This is a genomic window from Viridibacillus arenosi (assembly GCF_001955655.1).
Taxonomy (GTDB): Bacteria; Bacillota; Bacilli; order Bacillales_A; family Planococcaceae; genus Viridibacillus; species Viridibacillus arenosi.
In genome coordinates, this window is sequence record NZ_MSPW01000004.1 from 314046 (window position 1) to 332650 (window position 18605).

20 protein-coding genes are annotated in these 18605 nt (G+C 36.6%); 11 read left to right on the forward strand and 9 right to left on the reverse strand.

Going from position 1 to position 18605, the window contains the following annotated elements; translation table 11 throughout:
- Nucleotides 1-81: 81 nt before the first annotated feature.
- Genes BK137_RS10270 through BK137_RS10280 form a run of 3 tightly spaced genes read left to right on the forward strand, consistent with a single transcriptional unit; the run spans nt 82 to nt 2919 of the window.
- Nucleotides 82-1089: an ABC transporter substrate-binding protein gene (locus BK137_RS10270; protein ID WP_038180201.1), complete on the forward strand. Its 1008-nt coding sequence runs from the start codon at nt 82-84 to the stop codon at nt 1087-1089.
- A gap of 17 nt (nt 1090-1106) precedes the next feature.
- Nucleotides 1107-2129, forward strand: coding sequence for an ABC transporter permease (locus BK137_RS10275; RefSeq protein WP_038180198.1), 1023 nt, complete (start codon nt 1107-1109; stop codon nt 2127-2129).
- Entirely contained in the window at nt 2122-2919 is a 798-nt protein-coding gene (locus tag BK137_RS10280) for an ABC transporter ATP-binding protein (RefSeq protein WP_038180196.1), read from the forward strand. Before BK137_RS10275 ends, BK137_RS10280 begins: the two co-directional genes overlap by 8 nt.
- Nucleotides 2920-3167: 248 nt before the next feature.
- Here BK137_RS10280 and ilvA read toward each other — a convergent pair whose 3' ends face one another.
- The gene (ilvA, locus tag BK137_RS10285) at nt 3168-4430 is read right to left on the reverse strand and encodes a threonine ammonia-lyase IlvA (RefSeq protein ID WP_038180194.1); all 1263 of its coding nucleotides are present in this window, start codon (nt 4428-4430) and stop codon (nt 3168-3170) included.
- A gap of 168 nt (nt 4431-4598) precedes the next feature.
- Between ilvA and BK137_RS10290 the strand changes: the two genes are divergently transcribed.
- The gene (locus BK137_RS10290; protein WP_235175681.1) at nt 4599-6791 is read left to right on the forward strand and encodes an ATP-dependent helicase; all 2193 of its coding nucleotides are present in this window, start codon (nt 4599-4601) and stop codon (nt 6789-6791) included.
- 203 nt (nt 6792-6994) lie between these two features.
- Here BK137_RS10290 and BK137_RS10295 read toward each other — a convergent pair whose 3' ends face one another.
- The 5 genes from BK137_RS10295 to BK137_RS10315 all read right to left on the reverse strand — a co-directional run bounded on the left by BK137_RS10295 (nt 6995) and on the right by BK137_RS10315 (nt 11194).
- Nucleotides 6995-8350, reverse strand: coding sequence for a YjiH family protein (locus tag BK137_RS10295; protein ID WP_038180193.1), 1356 nt, complete (start codon nt 8348-8350; stop codon nt 6995-6997).
- A gap of 186 nt (nt 8351-8536) precedes the next feature.
- Nucleotides 8537-9232 (reverse strand): bacillithiol biosynthesis deacetylase BshB2, encoded by a 696-nt coding sequence (bshB2, locus tag BK137_RS10300; protein WP_038180190.1) that lies wholly within the window; start codon nt 9230-9232, stop codon nt 8537-8539.
- A 16-nt stretch (nt 9233-9248) separates the two neighbouring features.
- Complete coding sequence (locus tag BK137_RS10305) at nt 9249-9599, reverse strand: YojF family protein (protein WP_038180187.1); 351 nt, start codon at nt 9597-9599, stop codon at nt 9249-9251.
- Between the two features lie 352 nt (nt 9600-9951).
- On the reverse strand, nt 9952-10785 hold the full coding sequence (gene thiD / locus BK137_RS10310) for a bifunctional hydroxymethylpyrimidine kinase/phosphomethylpyrimidine kinase (RefSeq protein WP_038180185.1): 834 nt from the start codon (nt 10783-10785) through the stop codon (nt 9952-9954).
- A 145-nt stretch (nt 10786-10930) separates the two neighbouring features.
- Complete coding sequence (locus tag BK137_RS10315) at nt 10931-11194, reverse strand: hypothetical protein (RefSeq protein WP_038180183.1); 264 nt, start codon at nt 11192-11194, stop codon at nt 10931-10933.
- Between the two features lie 190 nt (nt 11195-11384).
- Here BK137_RS10315 and BK137_RS10320 point away from each other — a divergent pair, with 190 nt between their 5' ends.
- The 5 genes from BK137_RS10320 (at nt 11385) to BK137_RS10345 (ending at nt 15235) form a co-directional block, all read left to right on the forward strand.
- Nucleotides 11385-12146, forward strand: coding sequence for a DUF4230 domain-containing protein (locus BK137_RS10320; RefSeq protein WP_038180181.1), 762 nt, complete (start codon nt 11385-11387; stop codon nt 12144-12146).
- A gap of 5 nt (nt 12147-12151) precedes the next feature.
- Complete coding sequence (locus BK137_RS10325) at nt 12152-12829, forward strand: uracil-DNA glycosylase (RefSeq protein WP_038180178.1); 678 nt, start codon at nt 12152-12154, stop codon at nt 12827-12829.
- A gap of 524 nt (nt 12830-13353) precedes the next feature.
- Nucleotides 13354-13662: a YwdI family protein gene (locus BK137_RS10335; protein ID WP_038180173.1), complete on the forward strand. Its 309-nt coding sequence runs from the start codon at nt 13354-13356 to the stop codon at nt 13660-13662.
- A gap of 21 nt (nt 13663-13683) precedes the next feature.
- Nucleotides 13684-14061, forward strand: coding sequence for a DUF423 domain-containing protein (locus BK137_RS10340; RefSeq protein WP_038180164.1), 378 nt, complete (start codon nt 13684-13686; stop codon nt 14059-14061).
- 115 nt (nt 14062-14176) lie between these two features.
- Complete coding sequence (locus BK137_RS10345) at nt 14177-15235, forward strand: hypothetical protein (protein WP_038180163.1); 1059 nt, start codon at nt 14177-14179, stop codon at nt 15233-15235.
- A 43-nt stretch (nt 15236-15278) separates the two neighbouring features.
- Here the strand turns inward: BK137_RS10345 and gerQ are convergent, their stop codons facing one another.
- Both gerQ and BK137_RS10355 read right to left on the reverse strand, forming a co-directional pair.
- Nucleotides 15279-15623 (reverse strand): spore coat protein GerQ, encoded by a 345-nt coding sequence (gene gerQ, locus BK137_RS10350; RefSeq protein ID WP_038180162.1) that lies wholly within the window; start codon nt 15621-15623, stop codon nt 15279-15281.
- Nucleotides 15624-15643: 20 nt separating this feature from the next.
- Nucleotides 15644-16063, reverse strand: coding sequence for a cell wall hydrolase (locus BK137_RS10355; RefSeq protein ID WP_038180160.1), 420 nt, complete (start codon nt 16061-16063; stop codon nt 15644-15646).
- Nucleotides 16064-16159: 96 nt separating this feature from the next.
- Here BK137_RS10355 and BK137_RS10360 point away from each other — a divergent pair, with 96 nt between their 5' ends.
- Both BK137_RS10360 and BK137_RS10365 read left to right on the forward strand, forming a co-directional pair.
- Nucleotides 16160-16627 (forward strand): YbaK/EbsC family protein, encoded by a 468-nt coding sequence (locus BK137_RS10360; protein ID WP_235175680.1) that lies wholly within the window; start codon nt 16160-16162, stop codon nt 16625-16627.
- A 45-nt stretch (nt 16628-16672) separates the two neighbouring features.
- Nucleotides 16673-17434: an HAD-IIB family hydrolase gene (locus BK137_RS10365; protein WP_038180154.1), complete on the forward strand. Its 762-nt coding sequence runs from the start codon at nt 16673-16675 to the stop codon at nt 17432-17434.
- A gap of 360 nt (nt 17435-17794) precedes the next feature.
- Here the strand turns inward: BK137_RS10365 and hemQ are convergent, their stop codons facing one another.
- Entirely contained in the window at nt 17795-18547 is a 753-nt protein-coding gene (gene hemQ, locus BK137_RS10370; RefSeq protein WP_038180145.1) for a hydrogen peroxide-dependent heme synthase, read from the reverse strand.
- Nucleotides 18548-18605 lie beyond the last annotated feature (58 nt).

Here is an 18605-nt window from a genome sequence, read left to right on the forward strand (position 1 = left end):
TTTTCCCCCTGTAATATAACACTAATTATAGTCACGCTAGATTAATAGAAGTGGTTACGATTCAAATAGGGGGGATTTCATATGAAGAAGGGTTACAAAAAGTTAGCATTTTTATTATTTGCAGCAATGCTAGTATTAGCAGCATGTGGAACCAAAGATAAATCTGACTCTGGAGGATCAGGCGATTCAGGATCTGAAAAATCAGATGAGAAAACATATAAAATCGGGATTTCTCAATACGTTGAACATCCATCTTTAAATGAAGCTACTGAAGGATTCAAAAAAGCAATTGAAGATAGCGGTCTTAAAGTAGAATTCAAAATTGAAAACGCACAAGGGGATTCGAGTATTAATACAACTGCAGCAAATAATTTAGTTGGTGACGGTATGGATTTAATATTTGCTAATGCAACGCCAAGTGCTCAAGCAGTTGCAGCTGCAACATCTGATATTCCGGTTCTTTTTACATCTGTAACAGATGCAGTAGGAGCAGAGCTTGTAAAATCAATGGAAGCTCCAGGTGGAAATGTAACAGGAACTCTTGATACACATCCAGAAGCTATTCCAAGTACAGTGAAGTTTTTAGCTGAAGAACTAAAAGCTAAAAAGATAGGAATGGTTTTCAACTCAGGAGAGCAAAACTCGCGTGTACAAGTGGATATGGTAAAAGAAGAAGCTAAAAAATTAGGTGTAACAATTGTAGAAGCATCTGTTTCAACATCTGCAGAAGTAAAACAGGCAACTGAATCATTAGTAGGAAAAGTAGATTCAATCTATATCATTACTGATAACACAGTTGTAACAGCACTTGAATCAGTGTTGGATGTGGCAACTGATAAGAAAATTCCTGTAATGGTTGGAGAATTAGACTCAGTTAAACGTGGAGGTCTAGGTGCTTACGGCTTTGCGTATTCGGATATTGGTTATGAAGCTGGTGAAATGGCAGTGAAAATCTTAAAAGATGGTGTAAAACCAGCAAATATCCCAGTGGCATATCCTAAAAACTTAAAATTCGAGATCAACAAGAAAGCAGCTGAACAACTTGGCTTAGACATTAAAGACGAATGGAAAGCAGAAGTAGTCGAATAGATAGGAGATGATTCTACATGTTTACAGCAATCTTTGGCTCTGTTGAGCAAGGAATCATCTATGCAATTATGGCGCTCGGAGTGTATCTTACATTCCGAGTTTTAGATTTTCCTGATTTAACAGTGGATGGTAGTTTTGTGACAGGTGCTGCAACAGCAGCGACTTTAATTGTACTTGGTTACCACCCAGCATTGGCAACAGCAGCGGCGATTGTCGCAGGTTTTTTAGCAGGATGTATGACAGGAATACTTCATACGAAGGCGAAAATCAATCCTTTGTTATCTGGGATATTAATGATGATTGCTCTTTATTCCATCAATTTACGTATTATGGGGGCAACTACAGAAACCGCAATTGGGCGTCCAAACGTACCGCTTTCGAACGTCGATTCACTGTTCACCATTTTCTTTGGCTGGTGGGGTAATTTAGGTATTGATACAGCAATAAATAACACTTTAAGCAGCATCGGCATCGAAAATGTTCCAAAAACATGGGGTACATTTTTCATTATGATCATCGTAACTTTTGCGATTAAAATTATTTTCGATAGGTTTTTAAAAACCGAAGTTGGTTTAGCTATTCGTGCAACCGGTGATAACGACAAAATGATTCGTAGCTTTTCTGCGAATACAGATACATTAATCATTTTAGGGCTGGGTATTTCAAATGCTTTGGTTGCATTATCAGGTGCCCTTATTGCGCAGTATACGAAATTTGCAGATGTGAGTATGGGTATAGGGATGATTGTTATCGGTTTAGCTTCTGTTATTATCGGGGAAGCGATTTTAGGGACGAAAACAATTGTCCGTACAACTTTAGCTGTGATTGTCGGTGCGATTATCTACCGAATTGTAATTGCTATCGCCCTTCGCGTTGAATTTTTAGATACCGGTGATATGAAGCTTATCACAGCATTAATTGTGGTCGTGGCGTTGATATTGCCTAAATTCTTTGAAAAACGTAAAGAGCGTGCACGCAAAGCAAAACGTCGAGGAGAACGTACGGTTACTAGTGAACAGGAGGCGAAACATCTTGCTTAAACTAGAGGGGATCAACAAAATCTTCAACGAAGCAACGCCAGATGAAAAAATTGCCTTAGATAATATTAATCTAGATTTAAAAACAGGTGATTTTGTCACTGTAATTGGTAGTAACGGTGCTGGGAAATCTACAATGATGAATATGATTTCGGGAGCTTTATCACCTGATTTTGGTACTGTTGAAATAGACGGAAAAAACGTAACCAAATATCCCGAATATAAACGCTCTCATTTAATTGGCCGTGTCTTCCAAGACCCAATGGCAGGTACAGCACCAACAATGACCGTAGAAGAGAACTTGGCGATTGCATATTCTCGCAATAAACGTCGTGGCTTACGTATAGGAGTCGATAAAAAGAGACGTGAGTTTTTCCGTGAATCATTGGAAGCATTACATCTCAATTTGGAAAACCGTTTAACAGCGAAAGTAGGCTTACTATCGGGTGGAGAACGACAAGCATTATCTCTACTAATGGCAACATTTACAAAGCCATCAATTTTATTATTAGATGAGCATACAGCTGCACTTGATCCTTCACGTGCAGAGCTTATTACGAATTTAACAAAGCAGTTAGTTGAAAAAGATAATCTGACAACATTAATGGTTACCCACAATATGCAACAAGCGCTTGATTTAGGTAACCGCCTCATAATGATGGATAAAGGCCAAATCATTTTAGAGGTTGACCCAGAAGCGAAAAAAGATTTAACAATCGCCGATTTAATGGATGCATTCCAACGTATTCGCGGTGAAAAGCTTGTATCAGACCGAACTCTACTAAGTGTATAGTAAGTAGAAATTGCAAAGCAGGAACCCTGTCTAAGGGTGCCTGCTTTTTGTTTACCTAAATCGTAAAATCTGATAGCATAGATAGCTTGATATATAAAATAAATCCATAGTATAAAACCGTTTCTTAGCTTCAAGTAAGAGCAGTATGGTTTATTTATAAATGAAGAACTAATGATTGCCTTCCTTGGAAAGCAGAGAATAAAAAAATGGAGTCTTCTACACTCAGAAGATTCCATTTTTTATGGATATTAAACTAATAGAGCAAATAACGTACTATCATTGTTCACTTCTTTAAATGAGAAACCGTTAAGTTTCATACGGCCAAGTAAACCAGCATAATCTTCAGGACGTTTTAACTCGATGCCTACAAGTGCTGGACCACTTTCTTTATTGTTTTTCTTCGTATATTCAAATGTTGTAATATCATCATCTGGACCAAGTACTTCACCAAGGAACTGACGAAGTGCACCTGCACGTTGTGGGAAATTGACGATGAAATAGTATAACAGACCTTCATGGATTAAGGATTTCTCTTTAATTTCTTGCATACGACCGATATCATTGTTACCACCGCTAATAATACAGACTACGGATTTCCCTTTAATCTGGTTTTGATAAGCATCCAGTGCCGCAACTGGTAAAGCGCCCGCTGGTTCAGCAATAATTGCATGCTTATTGTACAAGCTTAAAATGGTCGTACACACTTTACCTTCAGGAACGGCAATAATATCATCGACATACTTTTTGCAAAGTGCATATGTAGTGTCGCCAACACGTTGTACAGCAGCACCATCAACAAATTTTTCGATATAATCTAAGGCAACAGGACCACCGTTAGCAAAAGCTGCTTTCATACTCGCAGCACCACCGGGCTCAACCCCGATAATTTTAGTTTGAGGGGAAAGGTTTTTAATATAGGCAGATACACCGGCAATTAAGCCGCCTCCACCAATACTACCAAATACATAGTCAATCGGCTCTTCAATATCATTCATCACTTCTACGGCAACGGTGCCTTGTCCCGAGATTACATCTATATCATCGAATGGGTGAATGAAAATATGTTCTTCAGCCTTTGAAAATGCCTGCGCACTTCTAGCAGAATCATCAAAAGTATCGCCTGACAAAATAACCTCTACAAATTCACGTCCAAACATTTTCACTTGTTCTATTTTTTGAGAAGGAGTAGTTGTTGGCATGAAAATGTGCCCACGGATTCCTAAATTTGCACACGCATATGCAACGCCTTGCGCGTGGTTGCCTGCACTTGCACAAACAACACCTTTTTCTCTTGCATCATTCTCGATACTTTTAATTTTATAATAGGCACCTCGTAGTTTAAAAGAACGTACATGTTGCAAGTCTTCACGTTTTAAATAAACGGTACAACCATACTTTTCAGATAAATATTCATTTTTTTGTAATGGTGTGTGTGCAACAACATCTTTTAAAAATTGATAAGCAATTAGTACATTTTCCACCTGAACGGTCTTCACATCTGATACTGTCATAATTATTCGTCTAACCTCCGATTCCTTAAAATGCATTTATTCATTTTAACATATTATTCAAGCTGAATGGACTAAATATTAAGTTAATTCTAAATGTTTCGTTACTTATCGTTTGAGCGGGCAAAAAAGCGTTTCCAACTAGCTTTCAGTTATAATAGAAAGAACAGTATGAATGAACGGAAAGGATTACGAGTACAAATGAATTTCTTTGATAAAATGCAACAACATACGGGTGTTTCTTTAAATGATGTACAAAAACAGGCAGTTCGATATTCTGATGGTCCATTGCTATTGTTAGCATCACCCGGTTCAGGAAAAACGACAACTTTGAATATGAAAATTGGCTATCTATTATTAGTAAAGAAAATACCAGCACGTGCGATTTTAGCCATTACGTTTAGTAAAGCCTCCGCACAAGATATGGCACAGCGCTTCGACCAATTCTTTGGCAAACTGACGCATGAAAAGGTTCATTTCTCTACTATTCATAGCTTTGCTTTTCAAGTAGTACGAGAATACTTTGCAAAGCAACGCATAAATTTTCAACTAGTGGAGGGGGGCAATGACGTCCCACTTCATAAAAAAATAATTCTTCGAAATATATTTACGGAGATAAAGGATACAAATCCAACTGAAGATGAAATGGATGAGCTCCTTACTTATATCAGCTATGTAAAGAATCGTATGCTTTCAAGTAAGCAGCTAAGTACCGTAAAATCCTCCATCTCAGGCATAGCCGATATGTATAAAGCGTATGAACAATTCAAAACTCAAAACCCGCAATATCCACTCTTAGATTTTGACGATATGCTCACGTACTGTTTACGTATTTTACAAGACGATGAGCAAATTCGAACGAAATATCAGCGCCGTTTTGAATATATTTTAACGGATGAAAGTCAGGATAATTCCGTTATTCAGCATGAAATTATTACGATTTTAGCAAAACCACAAAATAATCTTTGCGTTGTCGCTGATGATGACCAATCTATTTTCATGTGGCGTGGATCGGATGTCCAAAAGTTATTAGAATTTGAAAAGAATTATCCTCAAGCAAAGATTTTAACAATGACTCAAAACTATCGCTCCACACCAGAAATCGTGAAAATAGCAAATGACTTCATCAAAAGAAATCCAAAGCGTTATACGAAGGAAATGTTCACGGAAAATCCATCTGGTGAATCAATTGAAATCCACAATATGCAGCGCTATGAGTTACAACTGAACTACATCATTCAAGAAATTGAGAAAAGTAGTAATCCGAAAGAAACGGCCATCTTATACCGTAATAATTCTTCGGCCATCCGATTAGTGGATAAGTTAAATAAAGCAGGTTTGCCATTCTATATGAAAGACGTAGATTTGAAATTTTTCCGACATTGGATTGTAGAAGATATTATCAATTTCATGCGCCTTTCCTATAATGATTCACGTGTAGACATTCTTGAGAAAGTCCATACGAAGATGAATGCATATATTACGAAAAAACAAATGATGTATTTAAAAAATAATAATGACAAAACTTCAGTTTTTGATCAGCTCCAAACGGTTCGACACGCAGATTATCAGGAGCAGGCATTGAATAAAACGAAGAAGTTAATTAAAAAGATAAATATACTAGATCCAGAAGAAGCGATTAAAATCATCCGTAAAAATCTAGGATATGAAAAATCGATTCGTAACACGGCTGAGCACCTTGGCTTCAATGAGGAAGGATTATTAGGTATTCTAAATCAACTAGAGCATATTGCGGTAGGTATACCAAATCTTGAAGCATTCGCAAGACGCTTAAAAGAGTTAGAGGAAATTATGAAAACGTCTTGGTCAAACAAAGGGCGTGATGTAGTTACTTTATCTACTTTGCATAGTGCAAAGGGGCTTGAGTATGACAACGTGTATATGATTGATCTAGTTGATGGTATTATTCCTTCAAAAGATGATTTAAAACAACAGGACGAAGATAATAGCGAACCAATAGAAGAAGCTGCCCGTCTCTTCTACGTTGGGATGACTCGTGCACGCAAGCATTTAGAATTGCTTACTTATCATTTAAAAGACGACGAACATGTAGAGGAGTCTCAGTTTTTAAAACAAGTACGGCGTTTAGTAAAAGGAAAAGAGTTAGTGAAAAAGGAGGTTGGTTATCTAAAAAGTAAACCTTCTAGAGATATTCCCGTAAATGCCATTACTAAAAAAGAAGATTTGCAATTGAATAGTTATGTAGAGCATCATGTTTTTGGTAAAGGAGAAATACGAGAGTTAAGTGGACAAGCTATTGGTGTTGAATTTGAATCTGTAGGTTATAAAAAATTTATGATCGATATATGCTTGAAACAAGGGTTTCTTTGTAATATAGAATAACAGGTATCTATTTGTGGCTTCCAAAATAGAAAATTTTATCAACTTATTTTTAAAATTAGTAATTGGTTTTAAAAATAAATTATCTAAAAATAAAGTGCTTTACGAATGCGGAAAAGATTGACTATCGGTTACTTAATATATAAAACGGTAGTTAAATAAATAAGCAGGACCGTCTTTTAAATAAGATGGTCCTGCTTTTATGATTAAAAAATTAAATGTCCGATACCAGCAATAATTGGTAGAGAAATCAAAGTACGTAATAAGAAAATAATCATTAACTCGAAAAAGTTAAGAGGAATCTTCGTACCAAGAATTAAGCCACCAACCTCTGACATGTAAATTAACTGTGAAACAGAAACACCTGCTATGACAAAGCGTGTTAAGTCTGACTCAATACCAGAACCAAGAATAGTAGGTAAAAACATATCTGCAAAACCAACAACCATAGTTTGTGCTGCTTCAGCAGCTTCAGGTAAACCTAGCACTGTTAAAATCGGTTCGAATGGCTTCCCTAAGAAAGTGAATATTCCAGTGAACTCGGCAAGTATTAACGCTACAGTACCAAATGCCATAACGATCGGTGCAACACCAAACCACATATCTAAAACGTTTTTAAAACCATCTACGAAAAATTTACTGAAATTACGATTACGTTCAGCTGTATTTAATGCATTTTCTAAACCATGTGTAATCATATTATAACCTTCTGGCAATTTCTCGCGCTCAAGGTCAAGTGGTTTTCCATTGATATACGTGTTCTTTTTCTTAGAAAGGGGGTATATACGTGGCATGATTAATGCTAATACTAAACCACAAAGAACAACCGCACCGTAAAATGGAATGAAGTATTCACCTAAATGTACGGTATCAATTACAACTATACAAAATGTGATTGATACAATTGAAAATGAAGTCGCGATAATCGCTGATTCCTTTTGTGTATAGTTGCCTTCTTCATATTGACGACTAGTTAAAAGGACACCAATTGTACCATCGCCTATCCAAGAAGCTAATGCATCAATAGAAGAACGTCCAGGAATTTTGAATAATGGTCGCATAATTTTAACCATCATTGTACCGAAGAATTCAAGTAAACCGAATTCAGTTAAAAATGGAAGCAGTAGGCCTGCGAATAAGAAAATCGTGAATAGGAAAGTCACAAGACCACCGTCTGGATCCATTAACAGTCCACCTGTGTTTTCATTACGGATTGCGCTCGGACCGAAATCTTGTACAACCATTAATGCAAAGACAAAACCAAGTACACGTGCGATTGTCCAAAACCAATTTACACGGAATATTCCATCAAACATTGTAGGTTTCTCAGGATTCTTTTGCGGAATAAAGTGATATGCAACTGAGCCTAATGCTGCGATGAAAAATACGATAACTGTGAACCAGGAAATGAATGAAACTAAAGATCCAGCAAGTAAATTGGCCAAAATCGCAATAGGAACCTTCCAGCCGTCAGCTGTCTTAAGTGGCGTCATAAATAAGAATACGCCAATCAGTGACGGGATTATAAATAATAGCCAAGTAGATATAGGGAATTTTTTCATTTTATATTAAATACCTCGTTTTATAGTTGAATATTTATTCATCATAAAGAGTTTACATTCAGATGTAAATAGTTTAGGTAAAAGACGTACTTTTCAGACAATAACAAATGTGAATCCTTTTATTTACTTATGAAAAATAAAAAAGCCCCTGTCCATTTTTTGCCGGACAGGGGTGGAGTTATTCGTTTAAAATTGATCTTCAAAATCTTCATGCCAGCGATAGCTGAAGAAACGTTCATAAGTTAACCAGTTCTCAGCTTCTGGTTCACCTGCTTCTAGACGCTTTTCATTTTCTTCAAGCATCCAAGCAGTTTGAGAAATATGAGCGCGCATTGAGCCAAGTTTTTGCTCGCGTACGTCACGAATATTATTGACAATATCCGGTTCTCCAAGACCTTCGCCGGTATTATTTGCAAATGCTACAGCATGTAACTTCGGACGTTGTTCAACAGGCATACGACGTACAGCTCGCACAACAGCACGAGCAGTTGCTTCATGATCAGGGTGAACAGCGTAATTTGGATAGAATGTGATAATTAATGATGGATTCAATTCATCGATTAAACCAGTCATCATTTGTACCATTTTTTCATCATCTTCAAATTCTACTGTTTTATCACGTAAGCCCATCATACGTAAATCTGTAACGCCCATTGCTTCGCATGAAGCGATTAATTCTTTTTTACGGACTAAAGGTAAAGTCTCACGTGTCGCGAATGGGGGATTTCCAAGATTACGTCCCATTTCGCCAAGTGTTAAACATGCATATGTGACAGGGGTACCTTGATTGACATAAGTTGAGATGGTGCCAGAAACACCAAATGCTTCATCATCAGGATGGGGGAATACGACAAGTACGTGTCGCTCAGGTTGTAGTGTCATCTGAATCTCTCCTTAATTAATAAGTAAATGGTGTTTCGCTAATTTCAAGTGCTACTGCTAATTTACCGTCATAGTCATGTCCAGCCATTAACAGACGATTTTGTTCATCTATTTCAAAGTGAGTAATACCTTGAGCATAAACCCAGCCATGAGCCATTTTCAAACCAACACGGTGAGGAACATCTGCTGTAACTTTACCCAATTCATATTGAAGTTTAACGTTACGGATAAATGCACCAGCGTTGAATACTTTTTCATTGAAATGAGAGGCATAAGCCCCGTTGGTTGTCTCTAAATGTATATAAACATCTTTATTCGCAAAGGAATTAAGAAGTTGTTGAAGCTTTTCTATTTGTACTATTTCCATTTAAATTCTCCTTCCAACAGCTAGCAATCTATTCTCTAGTATAGAGAAAAATTCCTACGAATGCGATTCGAAAGCTCAAAAATTATATTTTCTTTATATGCTTTGTAAGAATTAAGCTGAAAGTTGTATCTATAGAAGTAGGGTAAGGAAAAATTGTTTCTTTATCTAAAAGTGTATGGTTTATTATTATGTTCTTTTAAATAAGGACAACCTGTTTATATAAAAAGTACTGCTTTTTTTGCATAAAGAACTGTTGTCCCATCATAAATTCTTAGACATCGTTTAAATCTGAAAAGATATACATAAAAAACCTCCGCAATTAATGAAATTGCGAAGGATCTATTATTCGATATTAAACTTCAGTAGTAGTGATTTTCGGAGTACCGTAAACACCTTTTGCACCATGCATAACAGGGCCAACGAATTGATTTAATTTCCAGCCATGTTCAATTGCAGCAGCAACGAAAGCTTTTGATTCGAAAACAGCTTCTTTTACAGATAAACCGTTTGCTAGGTTAGCTGTAATAGCAGCAGCAAAAGTACAACCAGCACCATGGTTATAAGTAGTATCTACTTTATCGGCTTCAAGAAGGATGAATTTTTCACCATCTGAGAATAGGTCGATAGCTTTTTCATGTTGCAACGCTTTACCGCCTTTGATGATAACGTTTTTAGCACCAAGTTCATGGATTTTTTGTGCTGCGACTTTCATTTCTTCAATTGTTTTTGGTGTACCTGTTCCAGCCAATTGTCCAGCTTCAAAAAGATTTGGTGTTGTAACAAGTGCTTGTGGAATAAGGTATTTAATCATAGCTTCAACGTTTCCTGGATTTAAAACCTCATCTTCACCTTTACATACCATTACTGGATCAATAACAACGTTTGATGTGCCAGAGTTTGCAATTGCTTCACCAGCTACTTGAATAGCTTCTTCAGTAGAAATCATCCCTGTTTTTACTGCATCAACGCCTGTAGAAAGAGTTGTTTTTAGCTGAGCCTTAAGAACATCGATTGGTAATGTATATACACCATGAGACCAGTTATTGTCTGGATCCATTGTAGCAACAACAGTCACTGCACACATACCGTATGTGCCATGCTCTTGGAAAGTTTTTAAATCAGCTTGTAAACCTGCACCACCAGAAGCATCGGTGCCGGCAATTGTTAGTGTTTTTTTTAGTGACATAGAAAAAGACTCCTTTTATGAAAAAACTTATTTTATTAAACTTTCCGAATATAAAAAATGTAATTGAATAGTCCTATTATAACGAATTAACTGGCTAGAATGAAATGGTCAAAAACCAACTTTTTAATAAGGTCAGTTTGGATTTCTATTTAGGTAACCGATCTGCATTTATAATTCTTCGTATAATAATAATCCCACCTAAACAAAGTAAACCTACAATGGTAGCTGCTATGTAATGACCCTTTTGTATAAATCCAATTAATAAAAATATAAAAAGTAAAATAATAATAGCAAAGAATATATAAAAACAACCCATGCCAAACGATTTTGCCTGCTCCGGCACGTGCTGGCCACTTTCAGCTACATTCGTAATTCTTTTCACCTTTTCTCGCCATTGTAAATCAGCCATTCCACCAACTCCTTTCCATTATATTACTCTAAAACGGTTTTAAATAATATTTCCGTTAATCACCAAATTCAATCGACTGTATTAATAGCGCAGAAACTTTTATAATAGGAGTGAACATAGTAGAATAATGTCGAATTGAATATCAGGAATAGTAAATTCCTTTTTAGATTAATAGAAGAGAGGGATTAAGGTGACTTCAAATAAGAAAATACGAGAGCTTGAGAAGATGTTAAAAGAGTTAAAGTCAGAAGAACAATCTGCCACAATTCTTGATTCTTCAGAGTCTCTTTACTATAGGAAAGATAGAAAAAAGGGTTTTATTCGGAAATTTTTTATACCTAAGTTCTTTATGCAATGGTATGTATGGGCAACTATAATTGTCCTAGCGCTATTAATTATCATTCCGATTGCAACTATGAACATTATTAAAGGAAGTACATTCACAGAAAATAAAGGTTCAATCATGGAACGAATTCAAAATTTAAATGAACTAACAACAGCAGAGGCATATACAAAGATTATGATTGAACGTTCTGACAATAAACTTTTCGGTAAAGAGATTGGCTTAAACTTACCTGGAACTAAAAGAGAATTATTAGTTGTTATACCTGGTGGCGTTAAAGCAGGTGTAGACTTTTCAAAGATTACCGAAAAAGATATTGAATTAAATGAAGAGAAGAAAATAGCTACGATTACATTGCCAAGTGCAAAAATACTAGGGGAGCCTCAAATAGACTTTGATCATGTTCAAGTCTTTTCAAGTGAAGGCCTGTTCCGAGAAAAAGCAGATATTAGCGAAGCATATGAACTTGCTAAAGAAGCAAAGAAACTAATGATTGAAGAAGCAACCACTCAAGGGGTTATTGATACAGCAAAAAGTAATGCGCAAAGTTCTGTCGCTGATATGTTTGCACTTGTCGGATATGATGTGACAGTGGAATTTAAGGAGTAGAAAAGATGACAAAGCAAATTTTAGACAACGATTGGCAGCGAGTACTCAGTACAGAATTTAATCAGCCTTATTTTTTACAGCTTCAGGATTTTTTAGAAAATGAATATGCGACACGAACGAATTACCCTCCCAAAGCGGAGATATGGAACGCTTTTCGTTATACACCATACAATGATGTGAAAGTTGTCATATTAGGGCAAGATCCTTATCACGGAGCAGGGCAAGCACATGGATTGAGCTTTTCAGTGAAACGAGGTGTGAAGCATCCACCAAGTTTAAAAAATATGCTAAAGGAAATGGAGTCGGATTTAGGCTTTCCGATTCCATTAGACGGGACATTAACTAAATGGGCAGAGCAAGGCGTGCTTATGTTAAACACCGTTTTAACGGTGCGTGAAGGACAAGCTCATTCACATAAAAAGCAAGGCTGGGAGCAGTTTACAGACACAGTTATTCAAAAACTATCAGACCGTGAACAACCTATTATATTCGTCCTTTGGGGTAAACCAGCACAACAAAAAAAACGACTGATTGATACAAGCCGCCATGCTATTATCGAAGCACCTCATCCAAGTCCGCTTAGTTCATATCGAGGATTTTTCGGTAGTAAACCGTATTCCAAAATCAATGCACAGCTCCGAGAGTGGGGAGTATCACCAATAGATTTTGATTTAACGAAATAACCATATGAAAAACCGTTCTTTTTGTGGAGAACGGTTTTTATTTTTGAGTATAGGGTTTGAGAAATGCAGGTGAATTACTAGTACTAGAGTTGATATAAAAAGTGGAGAATTAAGGTTTTGAAGACGTGAATATTCAGCTAAATAACAAAGGTGCTAGTTAGCGCAACAAACAGCAGAGTCAGTGCAACAAAGGTCGGAGTTACTGCAACAAACAACTAACTTAGAGCAACAATCACCCTCACTAACTGTCTTCCTACTTTTAATGAACGTCTTCAGCATTAAAGTCAAAAACACGTCACTTTATGGTTTGATATAATCATGGTAAAGTGAAGTATGAAGAGGGGGAGCGTCATGCAAGAGAGTTGTTTTAAATGTAGGCATTTCTATGTGACTTGGGATCAAAGAAGTCCTAGAGGTTGTCGAGCATACCAATTCAAAAGTAAGGAGCTACCTTCTGTAATTGTAAAAAGGTCCTCGGGTCTTGAGTGTTTGAAATTTGAGCTGAAGCAGGGAGGGAACATCTAATGATTTCTCATGAATTAATTGTTACTGAAATTGACAAACATTTATTGCAGGCAAAGCATGCTCAAAATGAGCAGGAAATTCGTGAAGCGCTTTCTGCGGTTCGAGCGTTATGCGATGTAGTGCTAGCTAAATCTTCAGAAACTATAGCAAGACCATCAAGACCACTTGACATGCAAACTAGCCAAGTAATTCAATCACAGAATATACAACCATCACAACAGATGATGCAGACCCAGATACCGGCTTCCATTACTACAAACAAGCTTCATGAAGAGGATGCAAATGGTGACTCGATTTTTGATTTTTAGAAAAGGAAGTGTCAAAAGAAAATGAGATTTTTTATTATTTCAGGAGCTGTGAACGCATTCATCGCAGTGGCACTAGGTGCTTTTGGAGCACATGCACTTGAGGGGAAATTATCCGATCATTATGCAGCCGTATGGGATACAGCTGTACAGTATCAAATGTTCCATGCATTAGGATTAATCGCAATCGGCATATTAATGAGTTCGTCATTAATAGGACCAGTTACACAACTTTCACGTGCAGGTTATTTAATGCTTGCAGGGATCGTATTTTTTGCAGGTAGCTTATATGTTCTGTGCTTAACAGGTGTTGGCGTTTTAGGGGCTATTACACCAATTGGTGGAGTTCTATTCTTAGCTGCTTGGGTAATGGTTATTCTAGCAACTCTTAAACATGTTTAATTTTGAAAGAAATCCTACTTGCTAATTTATCAGGTAGGATTTTTTAGTAAAGGTCGGTACTTTATTAAAAATACGTATTATTTTTTTAATAAAATATAGAAGATGAGGTGATGAAATGGTAGTAAGCCAAAGAGATATAAAAAGCTATATTTGGATGGCGTTACTTTTACTTGTTCTTGCAACGAACTTTGCATTATATCGGACGCCATTGTCAGAAATTTTTTTATCAGAGGAAACAAAAAGTGTTATTCTAGGGAGTCTTTTTGATTTTGCAATTGTCACACCGTTATTAATCATCGCAATCGATCGAAAAAATAAATTTACTATTAAACGTTTCATAATGTTAATGGCAGGCGGATTAATTTTCGCAAAGCTATTAATACCAGCCCATCATCTTGCGCCATTTGTCGGGTTCTCTTATGTAGGTTTTGCAATAGAAGGCTCTATAATTTTACTTGAGCTCAGTTTGATTGGATTACTATTTTTCCTCATGCCTGCTGTCATTCGAGAAGTACGAACCTATGATGAAAGTTTATTGTTTGCCTTTCCAAAAGCTGTTCAAAAAAAGGTATCTAAGCAACGAATTGTACAAATGATTATCTCAGATTTACTTATGTTTTATTATGCCTTTGCTTCATGGAAAAAGCCTATTCCAGTAACATCTAACACCTTCACTTTACACAAAAAATCTAGTCTACTTGCCTTTCAAATTATGCTAATACATGCGATAGTAATCGAAACATTAGGCATCCATTGGTGGCTTCATGAAAAATCAATGATTCTTTCCATTATCCTACTCATATTGAACGTATATAGCGTTATTTTCTTTCTTGGAGATATACAAGCAGTACGTTTGAATCCAGTACGTCTAAAAGAGCAGAAATTATATTTGTCATTAGGTCTTGTAAAACAAATGGAACTTTCATTAGACGATATTAAGTCAATCATAACTGATCAAGAAGAACTCGAGAAAAAGCTTAATGCTAAAACAACGATTGAATTTGTTGCAAGAGACTTTGAAGAAGTGCACCCACATATGATTTTAGAATTAAAAAAACCATGTACGGCATCTTTGTTAATCGGTTTTAAAAAGCAATATACACGAGTCGCTATTCGTCTTGATGACCCAATAGCATTCAAACAAGCATTGCAACAGCGTTTAATTAATGAATAAAAAGCCAAAAACCCTTCCGACTTATATGGAAGGGTTTTGCTATTTACTGAGATTGATTAAAATAAGCTAATTCCTCATCGAATTCTGCATAATCAAAGTAGATCATTGGGAAGAGATATCGGTGATTCGTTCTGAGATCACGTAAAATGACATGATCGCGCCCAGCCGCCTCCACGACACCGCGTACGTTAATCGTATTTTTGCCAGCTTCTACTGCATGCTCAAACGAAAAGTGAAAATTCCCCGGCTTCCCACGATTTAGTCGTAAAATGTTTTCAATATAAGATTCCTCACGCTGTGGAAAACCTGGTGGTCTACCACTCGGAATTGTCACTGGGGGAGGAGTCATTTGTTGTTGATAGCTAGGTGTCCAATAATACTGGACCATTCATTCATCCTTTCTAACAGTTAAATTTGCGGACAATCACTTTCACTTGGTGCGAAGAAGCAATGCGACTTAAAACGCCCAGTATTCCATTGACCATACCATTGAGCAGGACAGCCACCCTCAGGCATGAAAAACCATAGCGAGCGCGTTGCTGGGTGGAATCTTTCGCCGTTAATTACTCTACGCGCTAAACGTTTATCTTGTTCGCGTGCCCGTTGATAAAAATACCCTTTCTGCGTTGCTTCAAATCCACCTGGACTTTGAAAAACCATTTGTTCAATTGTTCGAATATCAGTAAAGTCGAGACAGCTAGCAAGTACCCTATTTACACCGACATTGCCAACCATTAGCATTCCAAGTTCACCGTCACCTTCTGCCTCGGCTCGCATCAACCTTGCTAGTAACTCTAGTTGTTTTTCTGTCGATTGTATAACAGGCATCGCAAAACCTCCTCATTAAAATATATGCAATATTAAGAAATTAAGACCGCCTATTCGTGTATAATGAAAAAAATATCTATTTAGGAGATGTATTTCATGAAGGAAAGTGCACTTGCGATTCAGACAAAATTACAATCGTTAGGTTTCGATAATGAAGTAGTAGAGTTACCTGATAGCGCACGTACAGCACAAGAAGCGGCAGATGCCATTGGATGTAAGGTTGCGCAAATTGCTAAATCGATCATTTTTCGTATGAAAAATACTAATACTCCACTTTTAGTTGTAGCAAGTGGTATTAATCGTATAAATGAGAAGCATATTGCCAAAGTTGTAGAAGACAAGCTTGGTAAAGCTGATGCAGAATTTGTTCGTGAACATACAGGATTTGTAATAGGGGGAGTATCTCCCATCGGACATGTATCAGAAATTCTAACTTTAATTGATGAGGACCTTTTTCAATATGATACAATTTGGGCAGCAGCGGGTCATCCAAAGGCTGTGTTCCAGCTAACTGCAGATGAACTCTTACAGCTCACCGGCGGCAAAATTGTCGCAGTTAAATAATAAGAGGGCAAAACTCACGAAACCTCACAGAAAGAAGTGTCATACATGCATTTTGTTTTCGATTTGGATGGGACGATTTGTTTTAAAGGCCAACCAGTCACAGAACCTATACTTCAAAGCTTAGAGCAACTTACAGCAAGTGGACATGAAGTCGTTTTTGCATCCGCACGCCCGATACGCGATTTATTGCCTGTACTGCATAAAAGATTTCATGGGTATAAAATGATAGGTGGGAATGGCTCACTTATATGTCAGAATGGAAATATTAAACAAGTAGCTCGATTTAGCCCAACAATATTAGTTAAGTTAAAGGCATTATTAGAAAAATATCAAGCTACGTATTTAATTGATGGCGACTGGGATTATGCTTATACAGGACCTGCAGATCACCCGATATTAAATAATCTTAATCCTCATAATTTAGCAGAAAAGAAACCGCTTGAAAAACTAAGTTCGATTATTAAAATACTTATTCTGACCTCGTGTAATATGGAAGCCCTTCATGAAGATTTGAAACAACTAGATGTTATCATTCATTTACATAGAGATGAGGGGATATTGGATATTAGTCCAACAGGTATTCATAAATGGAGTGCCTTGAAGCAACTGAATATTTCTTCTGGTAGTTATATTGCATTTGGGAATGATACTAATGATATCTCTATGTTCGAACATGCCCATCATGCTGTTATGATAGGCCATCATGAGATACTCGCTCCATATTCTGATGAAGCTATTACAAATGATGTTAATGTTGAACAGCAAATTATTGAGAAATTAGCAGAATTTAATGTTCGATATGCATAAAACGTTTTCTGAAAAAATAATGTCTATTAAGTAAAGAGACACACAAAACAGCAAACTCTTTCGATTCAATTTAAAGAGCTTGCTGTTTTATTTGTTCTACTGTGGAAGACTGTTGGCCATTCGACATTTTGGTCCAATGACTAGAATAAGAATGCAATTCACATGACAAGCATACTCCAGTCATTCCTGCCAAATTATGTTAATTCAACAATCCATATTATCTATAGCTCAGCATATCGTATCCACCAAATTTTAGGTTTTAATAAAGTGTACATTTAAAGGTTTCAAGTGAAAAGACACATATGAACGTAAAAAAAGAAAGCTCAATAAAATAAAGAGCTTTCATTTAAAGATAAAAAATTAAACTGTTAGGAATTTCACTAATTTTTCGTTGTCCAAAATATTACCAACGAAGAATGCGCCGAACTCTGCATAACGAGCACTTACTTCATCAAAACGCATCTCATAAATTAGTTTTTTGAATTGCAATACGTCTTCAGCAAATAGAGTAACGCCCCATTCATGATCGTCAAAACCGACAGAACCTGAGATGATTTGTTTAACTTTACCTGCATAGCTACGGCCGATTAAACCGTGACTGCGCATTAATTCTTTACGCTCGTCCATTGGTAGCATATACCAGTTAGCGCCTTTTTGACGTCGTTTATCCATTGGATAGAAACAAATATGATTCCAACGAGGTAATTCAGGATATAAACGAGAGCGTACATGTGGATTTTGGTACGGATCTTCGTCAGAGTCTTTTCCAGCAAGGTAGTTTGAAAGCTCAACTACTGAAACATAAGAGAAAGAAGGAATTGTGAAATCAGCAATTGCTAACTTGTTGAATTCGGTTTCAATCTCTTGTAATTCTTCCATTGTTTCGCGTAATGTCATAAGTACGAAATCTGCTTTTTGACCTACGATTGAGTAGAAAGCATGGCTCCCTGTTTTCGCAATGTCAGCTTCGTTAATTTTTTCTAGATATTTAATGAATTCTTCAACCGCTGCTTGACGCTCTTCTTCAGAAACTAGTTTCCAAGAAGCCCAGTCAATTGAGCGGAAATCATGTAATACGTACCAACCATCTAATGTTTGTGCTGCTTCAATCATTGTGTATGGACACTCCTTTTAGTGAGAATCATTCTGCATTAGTTTAGCATAAATAAAG

Coding starts and splice junctions, on each gene's coding strand:
- BK137_RS10345 (WP_038180163.1), top strand. CDS start 14,177: ATGGTAGTAAGCCAAAGAGATATAAAAAGCTATATTTGGATGGCGTTA.
- BK137_RS10295 (WP_038180193.1), bottom strand. CDS start 8,350: ATGAAAAAATTCCCTATATCTACTTGGCTATTATTTATAATCCCGTCA.
- bshB2 (WP_038180190.1), bottom strand. CDS start 9,232: ATGACACTACAACCTGAGCGACACGTACTTGTCGTATTCCCCCATCCT.
- BK137_RS10325 (WP_038180178.1), top strand. CDS start 12,152: ATGACAAAGCAAATTTTAGACAACGATTGGCAGCGAGTACTCAGTACA.
- BK137_RS10270 (WP_038180201.1), top strand. CDS start 82: ATGAAGAAGGGTTACAAAAAGTTAGCATTTTTATTATTTGCAGCAATG.
- BK137_RS10335 (WP_038180173.1), top strand. CDS start 13,354: ATGATTTCTCATGAATTAATTGTTACTGAAATTGACAAACATTTATTG.
- BK137_RS10365 (WP_038180154.1), top strand. CDS start 16,673: ATGCATTTTGTTTTCGATTTGGATGGGACGATTTGTTTTAAAGGCCAA.
- gerQ (WP_038180162.1), bottom strand. CDS start 15,623: ATGGTCCAGTATTATTGGACACCTAGCTATCAACAACAAATGACTCCT.
- BK137_RS10355 (WP_038180160.1), bottom strand. CDS start 16,063: ATGCCTGTTATACAATCGACAGAAAAACAACTAGAGTTACTAGCAAGG.
- ilvA (WP_038180194.1), bottom strand. CDS start 4,430: ATGACAGTATCAGATGTGAAGACCGTTCAGGTGGAAAATGTACTAATT.
- BK137_RS10305 (WP_038180187.1), bottom strand. CDS start 9,599: ATGGAAATAGTACAAATAGAAAAGCTTCAACAACTTCTTAATTCCTTT.
- BK137_RS10315 (WP_038180183.1), bottom strand. CDS start 11,194: ATGGCTGATTTACAATGGCGAGAAAAGGTGAAAAGAATTACGAATGTA.
- thiD (WP_038180185.1), bottom strand. CDS start 10,785: ATGTCACTAAAAAAAACACTAACAATTGCCGGCACCGATGCTTCTGGT.
- BK137_RS10360 (WP_235175680.1), top strand. CDS start 16,160: ATGAAGGAAAGTGCACTTGCGATTCAGACAAAATTACAATCGTTAGGT.
- BK137_RS10275 (WP_038180198.1), top strand. CDS start 1,107: ATGTTTACAGCAATCTTTGGCTCTGTTGAGCAAGGAATCATCTATGCA.
- BK137_RS10340 (WP_038180164.1), top strand. CDS start 13,684: ATGAGATTTTTTATTATTTCAGGAGCTGTGAACGCATTCATCGCAGTG.
- hemQ (WP_038180145.1), bottom strand. CDS start 18,547: ATGATTGAAGCAGCACAAACATTAGATGGTTGGTACGTATTACATGAT.
- BK137_RS10290 (WP_235175681.1), top strand. CDS start 4,599: ATGAATGAACGGAAAGGATTACGAGTACAAATGAATTTCTTTGATAAA.